At 39.9% G+C, this 16,682-nt stretch carries 28 protein-coding genes; 27 read left to right on the top strand and 1 reads right to left on the bottom strand.

Features of this window, described 5'->3' with window-relative positions; genetic code table 11:
• On the top strand, positions 1-107 hold a 107-nt coding region (locus QMG11_RS17840), incomplete at its 5' end, for an EF-Tu C-terminal domain-related protein (RefSeq protein WP_281835143.1).
• 350 nt (positions 108-457) lie between these two features.
• Positions 458-1,480, top strand: coding sequence for a YeiH family protein (locus QMG11_RS17835; RefSeq protein ID WP_281837680.1), 1,023 nt, complete (start codon positions 458-460; stop codon positions 1,478-1,480).
• A gap of 58 nt (positions 1,481-1,538) precedes the next feature.
• Here QMG11_RS17835 and QMG11_RS17830 read toward each other — a convergent pair whose 3' ends face one another.
• Positions 1,539-2,426: a LysR family transcriptional regulator gene (locus QMG11_RS17830; RefSeq protein WP_281837679.1), complete on the bottom strand. Its 888-nt coding sequence runs from the start codon at positions 2,424-2,426 to the stop codon at positions 1,539-1,541.
• 390 nt (positions 2,427-2,816) lie between these two features.
• Between QMG11_RS17830 and QMG11_RS17825 the strand changes: the two genes are divergently transcribed.
• From QMG11_RS17825 to secY, 25 genes are all read left to right on the top strand, one after another.
• Positions 2,817-3,182 carry a hypothetical protein gene (locus QMG11_RS17825; protein ID WP_281837678.1) on the top strand — a complete coding sequence of 122 codons (366 nt, stop codon included), beginning with the start codon at positions 2,817-2,819 and terminating at the stop codon, positions 3,180-3,182.
• A 446-nt stretch (positions 3,183-3,628) separates the two neighbouring features.
• Positions 3,629-3,820 (top strand): hypothetical protein, encoded by a 192-nt coding sequence (locus tag QMG11_RS17820; protein ID WP_281837677.1) that lies wholly within the window; start codon positions 3,629-3,631, stop codon positions 3,818-3,820.
• A 309-nt stretch (positions 3,821-4,129) separates the two neighbouring features.
• Positions 4,130-5,125 carry a YeiH family protein gene (locus QMG11_RS17815; protein WP_281837676.1) on the top strand — a complete coding sequence of 332 codons (996 nt, stop codon included), beginning with the start codon at positions 4,130-4,132 and terminating at the stop codon, positions 5,123-5,125.
• Positions 5,126-5,486: 361 nt separating this feature from the next.
• Positions 5,487-5,798 carry a 30S ribosomal protein S10 gene (gene rpsJ / locus QMG11_RS17810; protein WP_281837675.1) on the top strand — a complete coding sequence of 104 codons (312 nt, stop codon included), beginning with the start codon at positions 5,487-5,489 and terminating at the stop codon, positions 5,796-5,798.
• A gap of 182 nt (positions 5,799-5,980) precedes the next feature.
• A complete protein-coding gene (gene rplC / locus QMG11_RS17805; RefSeq protein WP_281837674.1) occupies positions 5,981-6,607 on the top strand; it encodes a 50S ribosomal protein L3 in 627 nt (208 codons plus the stop codon).
• A gap of 32 nt (positions 6,608-6,639) precedes the next feature.
• Positions 6,640-7,272, top strand: coding sequence for a 50S ribosomal protein L4 (rplD, locus tag QMG11_RS17800; RefSeq protein WP_281837673.1), 633 nt, complete (start codon positions 6,640-6,642; stop codon positions 7,270-7,272).
• The gene (rplW, locus tag QMG11_RS17795; protein ID WP_281837672.1) at positions 7,272-7,559 is read left to right on the top strand and encodes a 50S ribosomal protein L23; all 288 of its coding nucleotides are present in this window, start codon (positions 7,272-7,274) and stop codon (positions 7,557-7,559) included. The genes rplD and rplW overlap by 1 nt, the downstream gene beginning before the upstream one ends.
• 42 nt (positions 7,560-7,601) lie before the next feature.
• Positions 7,602-8,432 carry a 50S ribosomal protein L2 gene (gene rplB, locus QMG11_RS17790; protein ID WP_281837671.1) on the top strand — a complete coding sequence of 277 codons (831 nt, stop codon included), beginning with the start codon at positions 7,602-7,604 and terminating at the stop codon, positions 8,430-8,432.
• Positions 8,433-8,452: 20 nt separating this feature from the next.
• Positions 8,453-8,734, top strand: a complete 282-nt coding sequence (gene rpsS / locus QMG11_RS17785; RefSeq protein WP_281837670.1) for a 30S ribosomal protein S19 — start codon at positions 8,453-8,455, stop codon at positions 8,732-8,734.
• A 35-nt stretch (positions 8,735-8,769) separates the two neighbouring features.
• On the top strand, positions 8,770-9,102 hold the full coding sequence (gene rplV, locus QMG11_RS17780) for a 50S ribosomal protein L22 (protein ID WP_281837669.1): 333 nt from the start codon (positions 8,770-8,772) through the stop codon (positions 9,100-9,102).
• Positions 9,103-9,120: 18 nt separating this feature from the next.
• Positions 9,121-9,777: a 30S ribosomal protein S3 gene (rpsC, locus tag QMG11_RS17775; RefSeq protein WP_281837668.1), complete on the top strand. Its 657-nt coding sequence runs from the start codon at positions 9,121-9,123 to the stop codon at positions 9,775-9,777.
• Between the two features lie 2 nt (positions 9,778-9,779).
• Positions 9,780-10,202 (top strand): 50S ribosomal protein L16, encoded by a 423-nt coding sequence (rplP, locus tag QMG11_RS17770; RefSeq protein WP_281837667.1) that lies wholly within the window; start codon positions 9,780-9,782, stop codon positions 10,200-10,202.
• On the top strand, positions 10,202-10,384 hold the full coding sequence (gene rpmC / locus QMG11_RS17765) for a 50S ribosomal protein L29 (RefSeq protein WP_281837666.1): 183 nt from the start codon (positions 10,202-10,204) through the stop codon (positions 10,382-10,384). Before rplP ends, rpmC begins: the two co-directional genes overlap by 1 nt.
• Positions 10,385-10,436: 52 nt before the next feature.
• Positions 10,437-10,688, top strand: coding sequence for a 30S ribosomal protein S17 (rpsQ, locus tag QMG11_RS17760; RefSeq protein ID WP_281837665.1), 252 nt, complete (start codon positions 10,437-10,439; stop codon positions 10,686-10,688).
• Between the two features lie 27 nt (positions 10,689-10,715).
• Entirely contained in the window at positions 10,716-11,084 is a 369-nt protein-coding gene (gene rplN / locus QMG11_RS17755; protein ID WP_281837664.1) for a 50S ribosomal protein L14, read from the top strand.
• A gap of 21 nt (positions 11,085-11,105) precedes the next feature.
• Positions 11,106-11,447, top strand: coding sequence for a 50S ribosomal protein L24 (rplX, locus tag QMG11_RS17750; RefSeq protein WP_281837663.1), 342 nt, complete (start codon positions 11,106-11,108; stop codon positions 11,445-11,447).
• A 17-nt stretch (positions 11,448-11,464) separates the two neighbouring features.
• Entirely contained in the window at positions 11,465-12,016 is a 552-nt protein-coding gene (gene rplE, locus QMG11_RS17745; protein WP_281837662.1) for a 50S ribosomal protein L5, read from the top strand.
• Between the two features lie 21 nt (positions 12,017-12,037).
• Positions 12,038-12,325, top strand: coding sequence for a 30S ribosomal protein S14 (gene rpsN / locus QMG11_RS17740; RefSeq protein WP_281837661.1), 288 nt, complete (start codon positions 12,038-12,040; stop codon positions 12,323-12,325).
• Between the two features lie 28 nt (positions 12,326-12,353).
• Positions 12,354-12,749, top strand: a complete 396-nt coding sequence (gene rpsH / locus QMG11_RS17735) for a 30S ribosomal protein S8 (RefSeq protein ID WP_281837660.1) — start codon at positions 12,354-12,356, stop codon at positions 12,747-12,749.
• A gap of 21 nt (positions 12,750-12,770) precedes the next feature.
• Positions 12,771-13,304 carry a 50S ribosomal protein L6 gene (gene rplF, locus QMG11_RS17730; RefSeq protein WP_281837659.1) on the top strand — a complete coding sequence of 178 codons (534 nt, stop codon included), beginning with the start codon at positions 12,771-12,773 and terminating at the stop codon, positions 13,302-13,304.
• 28 nt (positions 13,305-13,332) lie between these two features.
• Positions 13,333-13,701 (top strand): 50S ribosomal protein L18, encoded by a 369-nt coding sequence (rplR, locus tag QMG11_RS17725; protein ID WP_281837658.1) that lies wholly within the window; start codon positions 13,333-13,335, stop codon positions 13,699-13,701.
• Between the two features lie 24 nt (positions 13,702-13,725).
• Complete coding sequence (rpsE, locus tag QMG11_RS17720; protein WP_281837657.1) at positions 13,726-14,229, top strand: 30S ribosomal protein S5; 504 nt, start codon at positions 13,726-13,728, stop codon at positions 14,227-14,229.
• An 18-nt stretch (positions 14,230-14,247) separates the two neighbouring features.
• Complete coding sequence (gene rpmD, locus QMG11_RS17715; protein ID WP_281837656.1) at positions 14,248-14,433, top strand: 50S ribosomal protein L30; 186 nt, start codon at positions 14,248-14,250, stop codon at positions 14,431-14,433.
• On the top strand, positions 14,433-14,915 hold the full coding sequence (gene rplO / locus QMG11_RS17710) for a 50S ribosomal protein L15 (RefSeq protein ID WP_281837655.1): 483 nt from the start codon (positions 14,433-14,435) through the stop codon (positions 14,913-14,915). Before rpmD ends, rplO begins: the two co-directional genes overlap by 1 nt.
• A 77-nt stretch (positions 14,916-14,992) precedes the next feature.
• Positions 14,993-16,273, top strand: coding sequence for a preprotein translocase subunit SecY (secY, locus tag QMG11_RS17705; RefSeq protein ID WP_281837654.1), 1,281 nt, complete (start codon positions 14,993-14,995; stop codon positions 16,271-16,273).
• The last annotated feature ends 409 nt before the right edge of the window (positions 16,274-16,682 follow it).

The raw sequence follows: 16,682 nt of genomic DNA, 5'->3' as shown, positions 1-16,682 counted from the left end.
CTGTTGATCTAATCCACCCAATCGCAATGGAAGAGGGACTTAGATTCGCAATCAGAGAAGGTGGAAGAACTGTAGCTTCTGGAGTAGTTGCTACTATCACTAAGTAATTAACTTACTTATAATTTCATTTTTCTTAGATGTTTCTTTGGAAACCTAATAGAAATTCAAGGAGGACTCGTAAGAGTCCTCTTTTTTATTGGAAAAAAACGAAGCTCTGAGTATATTTTTCAGTACTCAGATGACCAAAGGGAATTCTGAGTTTCCTTATTTTTGATTATACTTTAAATCACCAGATACTCTGAAAGAGATCTGGGTTACCCTATTAATGTATGATTTTCAACCCTTAGTTTCTCAGACAAACTATAAATTTTTATTATAAAAATTATAAAAAACCATTATTTAACTTATGGTTTATATAATGATAAAATATTTTCATAGGATAAATAAGGAGGGAATAATGGAATTAGTTAGATCGTATTTGGGTTCTTTAACAAATAGAAGGTTGATATCTGAAGGGGGGCTCTTTGTATTTTTCATAGCTACGGCTCTTGTTTGCAGCAAACTGAGCGGGTACAGCATGTTTTTAAGCAGTACTCTGCTGTGTATAGTGGTTGGGATGGCAGCAGGAAATACATTTTTAAAGGATGCAGAGGCTTCTGCAGTTCAGAGATTTGTAGGGAAAACCTGTCTTGATCTGGGAGTAATACTTCTAGGGGCAAAACTAAACTTCATTGAAATTCTGGGGTTTGGGAGCAGTGTAATACTCTTTGTAATATTAATCGGACTTACCAACGTAGTAATAAGTATGGTAACAGGGAAAATAATGGGATTATCTAAAACTCAGTCGGCTATTTTAGGTGTGGGAGGGATGTCGTGTATAGTTCCTGCAGGAGAGGCGGTAGGTTCTACCAAGGAAGAGGTAGGAACAGCAATAGGGGCAATAAATTTTTCTGAAACAATCTTTCTATTTATTCTTCCTACAGTGGCAGCTGCCATGAACTTCACTCATATGGAAAGTGCAGGGATCTTTACAGGTGTCTTTCATATAATGGGTTATCTGGTAGCCTCTTCATCTTCTATATCTCAGGAAGTGTTAAATTATGCAGTGGTAATAAAGATGGCAAGACTTCTTACATTTGCACCTATAGTTATGGTGCTGGGGATGGTATTTAAAAAGAATAGTGGTGAAATGGCATCGGCTAAGACGAAGGTTCCACCCTTTATAAAGGGATTTATAATAACTTCTGTGGTTTTTACAGGAATTAGCTGGCTTTCTCCAGGAAACCCAGTAGTTTTAGACACGATAAATCATTCGTCGACCACCTCTACATTTTTAATAAATGCAGCCATGGTAGCTATTGGAATGAAAATTAATATAAAAAGCCTCTTAAAGAAGGCTCCCAAAGTTATAATATGTGTAGGGGTGACTGCTCTTATTCAGATGATGATAGCTCTTGGTGCGGTTAAGGTATTATTTTAATCTACTCCCCTCTTTCTCTTTGCGTAAGGCAGAGAAAGAGGGGAGTGTTTTATATCTGTTAAAAACCTGATGTGCAGAATTCAATAAACTCATCAATAAAGTCGTCTGCATGAAGCCCCTTGCAATAGACAAAGTTAAACTCTCTTTCCAGCTTTAGGTTCTCAATGGGTATATGGATAAGGGTTCCCTCTGCAAGCTCCTTCTTGACAGCTTCCTTTGAGATGATGGAGATTCCTGCATCTGATAGAACAAGTTCCTTTATGGCGGTGAGGCTTCCCACCTCCATGGAAATATTAAAGTCACTGAGGTCGACTCCCATGGAGTGGAGCTTCTGGGAAAGAAAATCTCTGGAACCGGACCCTGGTTCCCTTAAGATGAGACCCTCCTCTGAGAGCTTGGAGATGGAGATCTTTTGGATTTCTGAAAGGCGATTTTTAGGAGAGGCGACAAGGATGAGCTCATCTACCTTAAGAAGTTTGTAGTCAAATTTGTCTTTTGGAAACTCTCCCTCAATAAGGGCTAAGTCGATTGCTTCTCTCTGGAGATCGTTCAGAGTATCGGTGGTATTTTTAACTGTGAGAGAAAGCCCTGTAAGGGGCTTCTTTTTTTTATATACAGCAAGGAATTCCGGCAGGAGGTATCCGCCGATGGTGAGGGTAGCCCCTAAACGGTATTTTTTAGGTATTCCCCCTGTTCCGCTAAGGAGGCGGTGAGTCTTATCTGAAAGAGAATACATCTTCTGAGCATATTCCAAGAGGATCTCCCCCTCCTGAGTAATGAGGTATTCTTTTTCATGCTTGTAGAAGAGCTTAATATTATAGTAGTTTTCTAAAAATTTAATATGCTGAGTAACTGCCGGCTGACTCATATGAAGCACCTCTGCAGTCCTGGTATAGTTTTTTAATCTGGCAAGATTTATAAAGGTTAAAAGTCTTGTATCGATCATTGGTCCTCCAAGGGTAAAAATTATTTATATAAATATTATAAGGGATAAAATTATATTTTGTATTTTTTATTTTAGTTGACCGGAGATAGCCGTTTAGCTTCACTATAAACCCGTAGCTTTGTTCCGTCAAACAGGATAGGTTCAATCTTGAGCCCATAAAAGGAACGAGAACTTTGTGATAGCCCGAAAAGATAATTATCGGAGGTCTTGAACTCTTGGTTACTTCTGTTTCAAGACAGAAGTAACGAATAGGCTCTGGGTAATAAAAGAAAAAAGTCTTGGAGCTCTTTTCTTTTTTATATCTAAGTAAAAGCTCATGCCCATCTAAGCCCCCTCTAAGGTAGAGAGGCTAAACTTATGGTGTAGAAAGAAAACCAAGGAGGGAATAAAATGATGAATAACTTAAAGAAGGCAGTGGCAGGGATATTTATCTTAGCAGGCTCAAGCATGGCAATGGCAGATGATGGGGAAGACAGGTTTGAAAGGTACAGTGAGCTCTTGAATAAACAGTATAGGGAGAGCTTCGAGTCTATAGATGGCATAAGGGAGGCTGAAGTGGAGGTAGAGGGAGCCGGAGACCTAATAGTGGTGGAGGTGGAAACAGAGGCAAAAAAAGATATGACCGATCAGGTGCTTTTAGATGCAATTGACCCTATAGTGGATAGGGTTCTGGCTCAAATCAAAGAAGACTACGACACTAAGGTAAGGCTGGTGGTAGAAAGAGACGACAGGATTATTAGGTCGGAGAGCATCTAAAGAAACATCTTCAGATAAATGGTAAAAGAGCAACTTCCAGTGGACCTTTAAGAATAATCTAAGTTTAAGGGAGTAGAATCTAAATATGACAGACCTCTATAAAAACTCTCGCAAAGTTGGAGGCTGTGGAATGAATCCTTTTCAAAAGAGCCGTCTCCCCAAATTGCGGCTCTTTTTTCACGAAAGGAATCCTTCTATATTATAGTAAGGAGAAGCAACATCCTGACCTGTATCAATGACAACTCTAGAGATCCTCATGCTGTGAAAACATATTTTCTATTACCATATCTATCCCTCACAAAACTACAATTAAGCAGATAACTTATAACCCCTTTAATATTCAGTTGTCTAATACAGTTTATTATATATTTTTTACTCAATTAGCAAGGAGAGTTTACTTCTTATCAGAATAATGTATCAGGACAACAAAATCAGGAGGGGAAGATATGTCGTTTGTTAGAGTGGTAGTGGCCTTGGCAGTAGTATATGCCCTCTATACCATATATACAGGAGGCGGTAACGGAGGGGAGATTAAGGTGAAGAAGATCCAAAAGGTCTATAGGGAATCTTTGGAAAGTCTGGGATTCAGCCAGGAAAAGCTCAAGGAGAACTATAAAAAATATGATGAGGTAGACTAAGGGGAGCCGGAAGGCTCTTTTTATTGTGTTCAGGGAATGAATTTTGCTTTTGATCGGCTGAAGTCGGTCGTCGGGCACCACAGGGTGGCTTGCTTCGACTAGTCAAGCCGAAGAGGTTCTATCTTGAGCCTGTAAAAAGATTCGCGGACTTTGTTTTAGATGTAAATAATGAAAAACTTTTAACCTTAATAATGAAATATAGATAAGTTAAAGATCCTTTGGGATCCTTTTCTATATATAATAGATGACAAAAAACTACTCCTCCCTTATAATATTCCCTGAAGAGAATACTATATAGGAGAGTAAAATATGAATAAGATAATAAAGAGAGATCAGCTCAGGGGGCTTTTTGTCTGCCTGATCCTGGCATTGGTAGCAAAAAATGCAGTGGTGCTGGCGCCCAGCCTGGGGAGCACGAGTTTTGCCATAATACTGGGGATAATAGCGGGAAACACCATAGCCACAGATAAAAGGCTTGCCCCGGGGGTAGTCTATGCAGAGAAGAAGCTTCTTCCCCTGGCAATTATGTTTCTGGGGGTAACCCTGAATATAGGAGATGTCCTGGCTGTGGGAGGTAGGGGAATTATCTATATCCTTATAGTGATGTCTGTGGTTATAGGGAGCTCTATAAAGCTTGGAAGGATGCTTGGGTTTACCAGGGAGTTCTCTCTCCTCCTGGGAGCGGGAAACGCAGTGTGCGGATCCTCAGCCATAGCAGCAGCCTCTCCCATAGTGGGAGCCAAGGAGGATGAGGTGGGAATATCGGTAGCTGTGGTAAACCTCATGGGAACCATCTTCATGTTTATCCTGCCGGTAGTAGCTGTGAAGGTGCTTCACATGAACGATGTAGATGCAGGAGCCCTCATAGGGGGGACCCTTCAGTCGGTGGGGCAGGTGGCAGCCAGCGGAGGGATGATAGATACCAGGGTTCAGACCTATGCAACCCTCTTTAAGATGCTGAGGGTTGTTATGCTCGGGGGAGTGATACTTCTCTACTCCTACATGCTCAAGAGGGAGGAGAAGATGCACCAGAAAGGTGTTAGGGGGAAGATGGGGATACCGCCATTCATAGTGGGATTCTTCCTTCTATGTGTCCTCACAAGCCTGAATCTGATACCCCAGGGGGGAATAGGAGCAATAAAGATAGCCAGCAAGTGGCTAATGCTTGTGGCCATGGCGGGGATAGGTATGAGGATAAGGGTTTCGGAGCTGCTAAAGGAGGGCCCTAAAGCCCTCCTTGCAGGAACTGTTCTCACCCTGGTCCAGATTACGGTGGCAGTGGTGCTCATAGGTGTCTTACTCTAGGAGATAATACCATTTTTACGGAATATCAGTCGGTCTGAAGTTAAGGAAGGGGGAGCAGATAATTCTGCTCCCTTTTTTAGTGTGGAGAGGGGCTGGAGGGACCGAGAAAAGGAGGATTCCATTTTACTGGAAAAAAAATAAGAATTATCCTAAAAAAAAGAAACTCAGCAAAAACAGTATCTAGAGAAGATTGTCTTTTTTTAAGCCTTTATTTACAGGGGCTAGAGAGGGACAAAAACTTTGTAAAATAGTAAAAAAAAGCTTTGTATTTTATAGAATGTGTGCTATAATCTTTGAAGTGTATGAGTAATGACGTTTCAAACGTCGATACTAAATTTGTTAATAGGAGGTGCAAGAGGAGATGGCTTCAAATAAGTTAAGAATATACTTAAAAGCTTACGATCACACTCTTCTAGATCAGTCAGCAAAGAAGATCGCTGATGTTGCAAAAAAATCTGGAGCAGAGATCGCAGGACCTATGCCACTACCAACTAAGATCAAGAAGTACACTGTACTTAGATCTGTACACGTAAACAAGGACGCTAGAGAGCAGTTCGAGATGAGAGTACACAGAAGAATGGTAGAGATCAACAACTCTAGCCAAAAGACGATTTCGTCTTTAACAGCGGTAAACTTACCAGCTGGTGTTGGAATCGAGATTAAGCAAGCTTAATTGCGGATTAATCGATCGTGAGAAGCGTAAAGCTGATTGTTGGATAATCGAGGGATACGGAGAACCTTATACCGGAATTATCCTTACAGAATAATACACGTTGGCCGATTTTTTTTAAAGTCGAAATGTGGAACCACGAGGCGAAGTTGCCAACCAATATATTATTTGATGGAGGTAGAAACATGGCAGGAATTTTAGCTAAGAAAGTTGGAATGACTCAAATCTTTGAAGATGGAAAGTTCGTTCCAGTAACTGTAGTAGAAGCAGGACCTAACTTCGTTCTTCAGAAGAAGACTGAAGAGAACGATGGTTACACATCAGTTCAGTTAGGTTTTGACGAGAAGAAGGAAAAGAACACTACTAAGCCACTAATGGGAATCTTTAACAAAGCTGGTGTTAAGCCAATGAGATTCGTTAGAGAGCTTAAAGTTGATTCAGTAGAAGGATACGAGCTTGGACAAGAGATCAAAGTTGATACTCTTGGAGACGTAGAATTCGTAGACATCACAGGTACTTCTAAAGGTAAAGGTACTTCAGGTGTAATGAAGAGACACAACTTCTCTGGAAACAGAGCTACACACGGTGTATCTAGAAACCACAGACTTGGTGGATCTATCGGTATGTCGGCTTACCCTTCAAAAGTAATGAAAGGTAAAAAGATGGCTGGTCAGTACGGAAACGCTACTGTAACAGTTCAAAACTTAAAAGTTGTAAAAGTTGACGTTGAGAACAACTTACTACTTATTAAAGGTGCTGTTCCAGGACCAAAGAACGGATACATTGTTGTTAAGCCAGCTATTAAAAAGTAGTCGGTTAGTAGATTTGAGGAAGGAGGATAACAATGGCAGTTTTAAACATATATAACTTAGCAGGAGAAGCTACTGGAACTGTTGAAGTTAAGGATTCAGTTTTCGCAATTGAGCCTAACAAGACAGTACTTCACGAAGTTCTTACTGCAGAATTAGCAGCAGCTAGACAAGGTACAGCTTCTACTAAGACAAGATCCATGGTTAGAGGTGGAGGAAGAAAGCCTTTCAGACAGAAAGGAACTGGTAGAGCTAGACAGGGTACTATCAGAGCCCCTCACATGGTAGGTGGAGGAGTAGTATTTGGACCTCAGCCTAGAGATTATGATAAGAAAGTAAACAAGAAAGTTAGAAGACTAGCGCTTAAATCAGCACTATCTGCAAAGGTTGCTGAAGGAAACGTTATCGTTCTTGATGGTGCACTAGAGGCTCCAAAGACAAAGGCGATTGTTTCTCTAACTAACGAAGTTAAAGCAGTAACTAAGCAGATGTTCGTTGTAAACGACCTTGCTAACGAAGCTGACTTCAACCTTTACTTATCAGCTAGAAACCTTGAGAACGCAGTAGTTCTTCAGCCAAATGAGCTTGGAGTATACTGGCTTCTAAAGCAAAACAAGGTAATGATCACTAAAGAAGCACTAGCTACTATCGAGGAGGTGCTTGGATAATGACAGCTTACGATATCGTAAAGAAGCCAATCATTACTGAGAAGACTGAAATACTTAGAAGAGAATTCAATAAGTATACTTTCGAAGTAAACAAGAAGGCTAACAAAATCGAAATCAAAAAAGCAGTAGAGACTATCTTCAACGTTAAAGTTGTAGACATCGCTACTCTAAACATCAAGCCAGTGACTAAGAGACACGGTATGAAGCTTTACAAAACTTCTGCTAAGAAGAAGGCAATTGTTAAGCTTGCTGAAGGAAATACAATCACTTATTTCCAGAACGTATAATAAAAAACGGTAAAGATATATATAGGTCGGAGGTAAAATCAGATGGCAATCAAAAAGATGAAAGCTATGACTAACGGTACTAGACACATGTCAAAGATCGTTAACAAAGAGTTAGACAATGTTAGACCTGAAAAGTCTTTAACTGTACCTTTAAAATCTGCATACGGTAGAGATAACTACGGTCACAGAACTGCTAGAAATAGACAGAAAGGTCACAAGAGACTTTACAGAATCATTGATTTCAAGAGAAATAAACTAGATGTACCAGCGAAAGTTGCTACAATCGAGTACGATCCAAACAGAACTGCAAATATCGCACTTCTTCACTATGTAGATGGAGAAAAGAGATACATCCTAGCGCCTAAGGGACTTAAGAAGGGAGATACAGTAGTAGCAGGAGCTGCAGCTGATATCAAGCCTGGAAACGCTCTTAAGCTAAAGGATATGCCAGTAGGATCACAGATCCACAACATCGAGCTTCAAATCGGTAGAGGTGGACAGCTAGTAAGATCTGCAGGAGCTTCTGCAAGACTTATGGCAAAAGAAGGAACTTACTGTCACGTTGAGCTTCCTTCAGGAGAGCTTAGACTAATCCACGGTGACTGTATGGCTACTATCGGAGAAGTTGGAAACTCTGAGCACCAGCTAGTGTCAATCGGTAAAGCTGGAAGAAACAGACACATGGGAAGAAGACCTCACGTAAGAGGATCTGCAATGAACCCTTGTGATCACCCTCACGGTGGTGGAGAAGGTAAGTCACCAGTTGGAAGAAAATCTCCTGTAACTCCTTGGGGTAAACCAGCACTTGGATATAAGACAAGAGGAAAGAAAGCTTCTGACAAGTTTATTGTAAGAAGAAGAAAATCTAAGTAATTTAAGAGGAGGATAACTCAATGGCTAGATCATTAAAGAAAGGTCCTTTTTGTGACCACCACTTAATGAAAAAAGTAGAAGAAGCAGTAGCTTCTGAAAATACAAAAGCAGTTATAAAGACTTGGTCTAGAAGATCAACTATCTTCCCTAACTTCATCGGACTAACTTTCGGTGTATATAACGGGAAGAAGCACATTCCAGTGCACGTAACTGAGCACATGGTAGGACACAAGATGGGTGAATTCGCACCTACAAGAACTTACTATGGACACGGTGTAGATAAGAAGAAGAAAAAGAAATAATCTATATTATAGAGAGATAAAAGGAGGTTGGACTAGTGGAAGCTAGAGCAATAACTAAATTCGTAAGATTGTCTCCAAGAAAAGCTAGACTAGTAGCTGACTTAGTTAGAGGTAAATCAGCTTTAGAAGCATTAGATATACTTGCATTCACAAACAAGAAAGCAGCTGTAATCATCAAGAAGACACTTGCATCTGCAATCGCAAACGCAACTAACAACTTTGACATGGATGAGGAGAAATTAGTTGTATCTACTATTATGGTAAACGAAGGACCAGTTCTTAAGAGAATCATGCCAAGAGCAATGGGAAGAGCTGACATCATCAGAAAACCAACAGCACACATTGTTGTAGCAGTATCAGAAAAGTAGAAGTAAGGAGGTAGAACTGTGGGACAAAAGGTAGACCCTAGAGGACTGAGACTTGGAATTACAAGAACTTGGGATTCTAATTGGTATGCAGACAAAAAAGAATACGCGAAGTACTTCCATGAGGATATGGAAATCAGAAGAGTAGTAAAGAAAAAGTACTACCACGCTGGAATCGCGAAGATAAACATAGAGAGAACTTCACCATCGCACGTTGTAGTTCTTGTACACACAGCTAAGGCGGGAATCGTTATCGGAAGAAAAGGTTCTGAGATCGAGGCAATGAAGAAGACTTTAGAAAAGTTAACTAAGAAGAGAGTTACAATCAAGGTATTAGAGGTTAAGAACTTCAACACTGATGCAACTCTAGTAGCTGAGAACATTGCAACTGGAATCGAAAGAAGAGTAGCTTACAAGAGAGCTATGAACCAGGCTATGATGAGAGCAATGAGAGCAGGAGCAAAAGGTATCAAGATCATGGTATCTGGAAGACTTAATGGTGCAGAGATCGCAAGATCTGAGTGGGCAGTAGAAGGAAAAGTACCTCTACACACTCTTAGAGCTGACATCGACTACGCAACAGCAACAGCTCACACTACATACGGAGCACTTGGAATCAAAGTATGGGTATTCCATGGCGAAGTTCTTCCAACTAAGAGGGAAGGAGGCGACAAGTAATTATGTTAATGCCTAAGAGAACCAAGCACAGAAAAAGCTTTAGAGGTAGAATGAAAGGATCTGCGCAAAGAGGAAACACTGTAGCGTTCGGAGAGTACGGACTAGCTGCAATGGAGCCAAAGTGGATCACAAACAGACAAATAGAATCTGTCAGAGTAGCAATGAACAGAGTATTCAAAAGAGAAGGTAAGATCTTTATCAGAATATTCCCAGACAAGCCAATTACTGCAAGACCTGCAGGAGTTAGAATGGGTAAGGGTAAAGGTAACGTTGAAGGTTACGTAGCAGTTGTTAAGCCAGGAAGAGTTATGTTCGAGGTATCAGGTGTATCTGAAGAGCTAGCACTTAAGGCACTTAGAAAAGCAACTATGAAACTACCTATCGCGTGTAAAGTAATCAAAAGAGAGAATGGTGGTGAAAACTAATGGGAGCTAACGAAATTAGAGAAATGTCTACTGAAGATCTAGTAGTTAAGTGTAAAGAGCTAAAGGAAGAGCTTTTCAACCTAAAGTTTCAACTTTCATTAGGACAGCTTACAAACACTGCTCAGATCAAGAAAGTTAGAAGAGAAATCGCAAGAATTAAAACTATCTTAAACGAGAGATAATAACAATTAATTCATAGTATAGAGAGTTATTCTTAAGAAGGAGGTCAATATCTTGAGAAACGAGAGAAAGCTAAGAGAAGGAATCGTTGTTTCAGACAAGATGGACAAAACAATTGTTGTTCTTGAAGAAACAATGGTATTACACCCAATCTATAAAAAAAGAATGAAAAAATCAAACAAGTTAAAAGCTCACGATGAGAATAATGTAGCTCAAGCTGGAGATAAAGTTAGAATTATGGAAACTAGACCATTATCTAAAGATAAGAGATGGAGACTAGTTGAAATCATCGAAAAAGCTAAGTAATCCAATTATTGTGAGAGGAGGATAATCATGGTACAACAACAAACTATCCTTAATGTTGCTGACAACTCTGGAGCTAAAAAGCTAATGGTAATCAGAGTACTTGGTGGATCTAAGAGAAGATTCGGTAAGATCGGTGACATTGTAGTAGCATCAGTTAAAGAAGCAAACCCTGGCGGAAACGTTAAAAAGGGAGAGGTAGTAAGAGCGGTAATCGTTAGAACTAAGAAGGAACTTAGAAGAGAAGACGGATCTTACATTAAGTTTGATGACAACGCAGCAGTTGTAATCAACACAAACAATGAAGCAAGAGCGACAAGAATATTCGGACCTGTAGCTAGAGAGCTAAGAGCGAAGAACTTCATGAGAATCGTATCTCTTGCACCAGAAGTATTATAATAAGAGAGGAGGCTGTTCAGCATGGCTAAACCTAAGGTAAAATTTGTTCCTGCAAAGTTACATGTAAAGACTGGAGATACAGTTTATGTAATTTCAGGTAAAGATAAAGGTAAAACTGGTAAAGTTACAAAGGTTTTCACTAAGAAGGGTAAAATCGTTGTAGAAGGAATCAATGTTGTTACTAAGCACATGAAACCATCTCAGATGAACCCACAAGGTGGAGTTGTTACTAAGCCAGCTCCAATCTTCTCTTCAAAGGTTATGATCTTTGATGAAAAGGCTGGAAGACCAACAAGAGTTGGATTCAAAATGGTTGACGGTAAAAAAGTAAGATACTCTAAAGTATCTGGAGAAGTTTTATAAGAAGGGAGGATACTTAAGTGTCTAAATACGTTTCTAGATATCATAAATTATATAATGACGAAATCAAGGCTAACTTAATGAAGGAGTTAGGACTTGCTAACGTAATGGAGTGCCCTAAGCTAGAGAAGATCGTAGTTAACATGGGTGTTGGAGAAGCAACTCAAAACTCTAAACTAATAGATGCTGCTGTGAACGATCTAACAATCATCGCAGGACAGAAGCCAGTAATAAGAAAGGCTAAGAAATCTGAAGCAGGATTCAAACTAAGAGAAGAGATGCCAATCGGTACAAAAGTAACTCTTAGAAAAGAAAAAATGTACGATTTCCTAGACAGACTTGTAAACGTGGTACTTCCAAGAGTAAGAGACTTCGAAGGAGTTTCTGCTAAAGCATTCGACGGAAGAGGAAACTACTCACTTGGTCTTAGAGATCAGCTAGTATTCCCTGAGATCGAATTCGATAAAGTTGATAAACTACTTGGAATGTCTATCACTATCGTTTCTTCGGCAAAGAATGACGAAGAAGGAAGAGCTTTACTTAAGGCATTTGGAATGCCTTTCAAAAAGTAATTAGTGAGGAGGTAAGATTTAATGGCTAAGAAGTCAATGATCGCAAGAGACGTTAAGAGAGCTGAACTTGTGGATAAATATGCTGCTAAAAGAGCAGAGCTTAAGGAAAGAGTTAAGCAAGGTGACATGGAAGCTATGTTCGAGCTTGGAAAGTTACCAAACAACTCTTCTCCTGTAAGAAAGAGAAACAGATGTCAATTAGACGGAAGACCTAGAGGATACATGAGAGAATTCGGTATCTCAAGAGTAAAATTCAGACAACTTGCTGGAGCTGGACTTATTCCAGGTGTAAAGAAGTCGTCTTGGTAAATTGTTGTAGAAAGGAGGATTTTCGCAAATGTATTTAACAGATCCAATTGCTGATATGCTAACAAGAATAAGAAACGCTAACTCTGCGACGCACGAGAAAGTGGATATTCCTCACTCTAAGATCAAAGAAAGAATTGCTGAGATCTTAAAGGAAGAAGGATTTATTTCAAACTATAAGGTAATCACTGATGGGAACAACAAGAACATCAGAGTTTACTTAAAATATGCTGGAAGAGAAAGAGTAATCAAGGGAATCAAGAGAATCTCTAAGCCTGGAAGAAGAGTATATTCTTCTGTAGAGGATATGCCAAGAGTTCTTTCTGGTCTAGGAATCGCTATCGTATCAACTTCTAAAGGTGTAGTTGTAGATAGAGTTGCTAGAAGAGAGAACATGGGTGGAGAAGTACTTGCATTCGTTTGGTAAGAATATTAGGAGGTTACACTAATGTCAAGAATAGGTAAAAGACCTGTAGTTGTACCTGCTGGTGTTGAAGTTACTTTAAACGGAAACGTAGTAACTGTAAAAGGACCAAAGGGAACGCTAACTAAGACGTTTAACGATGAGTTAACTATAAAGATGGAAGATAACCAGATCGTTGTAGAGAGATCTAACGATGAGCCTAAGATGAGAGCACTTCACGGTACTACATCTGCACTTATCAACAACATGGTAATCGGAGTTACTTCTGGATTCAGAAAAACTCTAAACCTAGTGGGAGTAGGATACAGAGCTGCTGCAAAAGGAAAGGGACTAGAGCTATCTCTTGGATACTCTCACCCAGTTCTTATTAATGAAGTTGCTGGAATCGCATTCACTGTAGAGAAGAACACTACTATACATGTAGATGGAATTGAAAAAGAATTAGTAGGACAGGTAGCTGCTGAGATCAGATCTAAGAGAGCTCCTGAGCCATACAAAGGAAAAGGTGTTAAGTACGCTGACGAAGTTATCAGAAGAAAAGAAGGTAAAAAAGCGTAATTAACTAGATAATAAGGAGGTAAGTCGGTTGTTTAAGAAAGTAGACAGACAAGCTGTTAGAAAAAGAAAACAATTATCTATCAGAAACAAGATTTCTGGTACTGCTGAGAGACCAAGACTTTCTGTATATAGATCAAACTCAAACATCTTTGCTCAGATTATTGATGATGTAAACGGTGTAACTCTAGTGTCGGCTTCGACTATTGACAAAGAGCTTAAGGCTAATGTCGCTAACGGAGGAAACCTAGAGGCTGCCAAGATGGTAGGAAAGGCTATAGCAGAGAGAGCTGCAGCTAAAGGAATAAAAACTATCGTATTTGATAGATCAGGATACACATATACTGGAAGAGTTTCTGCTCTTGCCGAAGCTGCAAGAGAAGCAGGACTACAGTTCTAATTCTTGTAGAGAGGAGGATTTCACTTGTCTAAGTTTGTAAAAAGAGAAGAAAAGCAATTTGAAGAAAAGATCCTAAAAATATCAAGAGTATCAAAGACAACTAAAGGTGGAAGAACAATTTCGTTCTCAGTACTAGCAGCTGTTGGAGATCAGAATGGTAAAGTAGGAATCGGGCTAGGGAAGGCTAACGGTGTTCCTGACGCTATAAAGAAGGCTATCGCAGCCGCTCAGAAAAACATGGTTACAGTATCTCTTAAGGGGACTACTATCCCACACGAGATTATTGGAAACTGGGGAGGATCATCTGTATGGATGAAGCCTGCATACGAGGGTACTGGAGTAATCGCTGGTTCTGCTTGTAGAGAGATTCTTGAGCTAGTAGGAGTACACAACATCCTAACTAAGATCAGAGGATCAAGAACTAAAGCTAACGTTGCTAGAGCAACTATCGAAGCTTTAAAAACTCTTAGAACTGCTGAAGAAGTAGCTGCACTAAGAGGTAAAGAAGTAAAGGATATCTTAAGCTAAAAGGAGGTAAGAGAGAAAATGGCAAAGCTTAAACTAACTCTTGTAAAGAGTATGAATGGAAGAAAGCAAAACCACATCGCTACTGTAAAGTCTCTTGGTCTTAAGAAGATCAACCAGACTGTAGAGCATGCGGCAACTGCTGACATCAAAGGTAAAGTACATTTAGTATCTTACCTACTTAAGGTAGAGGAGGTGCAAGGATAATGCAATTAAACGAACTAAAGCCTTCTGTACCAAGAAAAGCTAGAAAGAGAATCGGAAGAGGAGAATCTTCTGGACAAGGTAAGACTGCTGGTAAGGGACACAACGGTCAGAAGTCTAGATCTGGTGGTGGAGTACACGCTGGATTCGAAGGTGGACAGATGCCTATCATCAGAAGAGTACCTAAGAGAGGATTCAAGAACTTCGCGTTCAAGAAGAACTACTCTCTAGTAAACCTTGAGACTCTTAACAGATTCGAAGAGGGAGCTGTAGTAACTCCTGAGGCTCTATTAGAAGCTGGAATCGTTAAAAAGATGATCGATGGAATCAAGATTCTTGGAAAAGGAAACCTTGAGAAGAAGCTTACAGTTAAAGCTCACAAAGTTTCAGCTACTGCAAAGGAAGCTATTGAAGCTAAAGGTGGATCTGTAGAGATCATCGAAGTAAAGACTTTCGCTGACGTTGCTGGAAACGCTAAAAAGTAATACTTCTTTTTCTTAAAAGACCAACTCTTTAGTTGGTCTTTTAATGCATACATGTTAGAGATGAAGGGGGAGCGGTTTTGACACTATTTGAAAGATTTAATGAGAAGTTAGCAGCTATTGGAAGGGTTCCAGAGCTGAAACAGAAAATAATCTTTACGCTGCTTATGTTCCTTGTAGCCAGAGTGGGGACACATATCCCTGCACCAGGTGTGGACATCGGCAGACTTGCTAGTATGACAGCTCAGAATGACCTGCTGGGGTACATCAATATGTTCTCTGGAGGTGCTTTCCAAAGAGTTTCAATCTTCGCACTGGGAGTAATGCCATACATCAATGCATCCATCGTGATGAGTTTGCTGGCGGTTATCATTCCTAAGCTAGAGGAGATTCAAAAAGAAGGGGAATCTGGAAGAAACAAGATCACTCAGTGGACCAGGTACTTAACTATCGTAATTGCCCTTATTCAGGGATTCGGTGTTTGTATGTGGCTTCAGTCAATGGGACTTGTAATGACTCCAGGGTTTGGATTTATAATGACTACAGTTACTACACTAACTGCTGGTACTGTCTTCCTTATGTGGGTAGGAGAGCAGATATCCGTTAAGGGTATTGGTAACGGAGTATCACTATTAATCTTCTTGAATGTTATTTCGAGAATGCCTTCGTCTGTCGTTCAGACAGTTCAAAATATGAGAGGAAATAAGTTCCTTCTTCCACTACTTGTAATCGTAGCTTTAGCTGCCCTTGCAACTGTAGCCGGAATAGTTCTCTTCCAACTTGGACAGAGAAAGATCCCTATCCACTATGTAGGAAGAGGATTTGGAGGAAAGAGCGGAGTTGCAGACAGTACATACCTACCACTGAAGCTTAACACTTCTGGGGTAATGCCTGTTATCTTTGCATCTGTACTTATGACTATCCCATCACTAATAGTGAATTCACTTCCAGCTGAGATGCCAGGAAGAATAATGCTTAGCAGAATATTTACTCAGACACACCCTGTGTATCTGACAATATTTGCTGGAATCATAATATTCTTTGCATTCTTCTACACGGCTATCATGTTTGATCCTGAGAAGGTTGCAGACAACCTGAGACAGAGTGGAGGAACTATTCCTGGAATCAGACCAGGACAGGAAACTGTAGAATACCTTGAAAAGGTAGTTACAAGAATTACGTGGGGAGGAGCTCTCTTCCTTGCAGCAATATCGGTACTTCCGATTGCTATCTTCAACGCAATGGGGCTTCCTGTTTTCTTCGGGGGAACTGGAATCATCATCGTAGTAGGAGTAGCTCTTGATACGGTACAGCAGATAAATGCACACCTTGTAATGAGAGAATATAAAGGTTTTGTATAGATTCTAGAGACACGAACTATTTAGTTCGTGTCTTTTTTATTGCTGGCAATTAATGAATGCGCCTATGAATGTAATTGCCAGTACACAGATTCCTAAAAGGAATTCTGTGTTTCATTATAAAAACTAGTACCTTTAAAACTTCATGAGTATATTTACAAATATCCAGATTTCCAACGGGAAATCTGAGTTACTTTATAAAAGCTCGAACCTTTTTCTTTTTAATCTCTCTATATTTTTAAAACTCATATCTTCCTAAGGTAAAAAAATCTCATTTCACTCTCCAAGGAGAGCGAGGTACTTTCTTACCATGATGCAAGAAAGTACCCAAAGAAGATCTAGGAGTTCATAATTGTCTTCTTGGGTACTGCAAATTTTTCGTTCCTTTGCTGGGCTCTCTACAGAGCCTAAA

This window comes from Propionigenium maris DSM 9537 (assembly GCF_027925155.1).
Taxonomy (GTDB): domain Bacteria; phylum Fusobacteriota; class Fusobacteriia; order Fusobacteriales; family Fusobacteriaceae; genus Propionigenium; species Propionigenium maris.
Note: the sequence above shows the minus strand (reverse complement) of the source record. Positions and strands in the feature narration are given on the sequence as shown.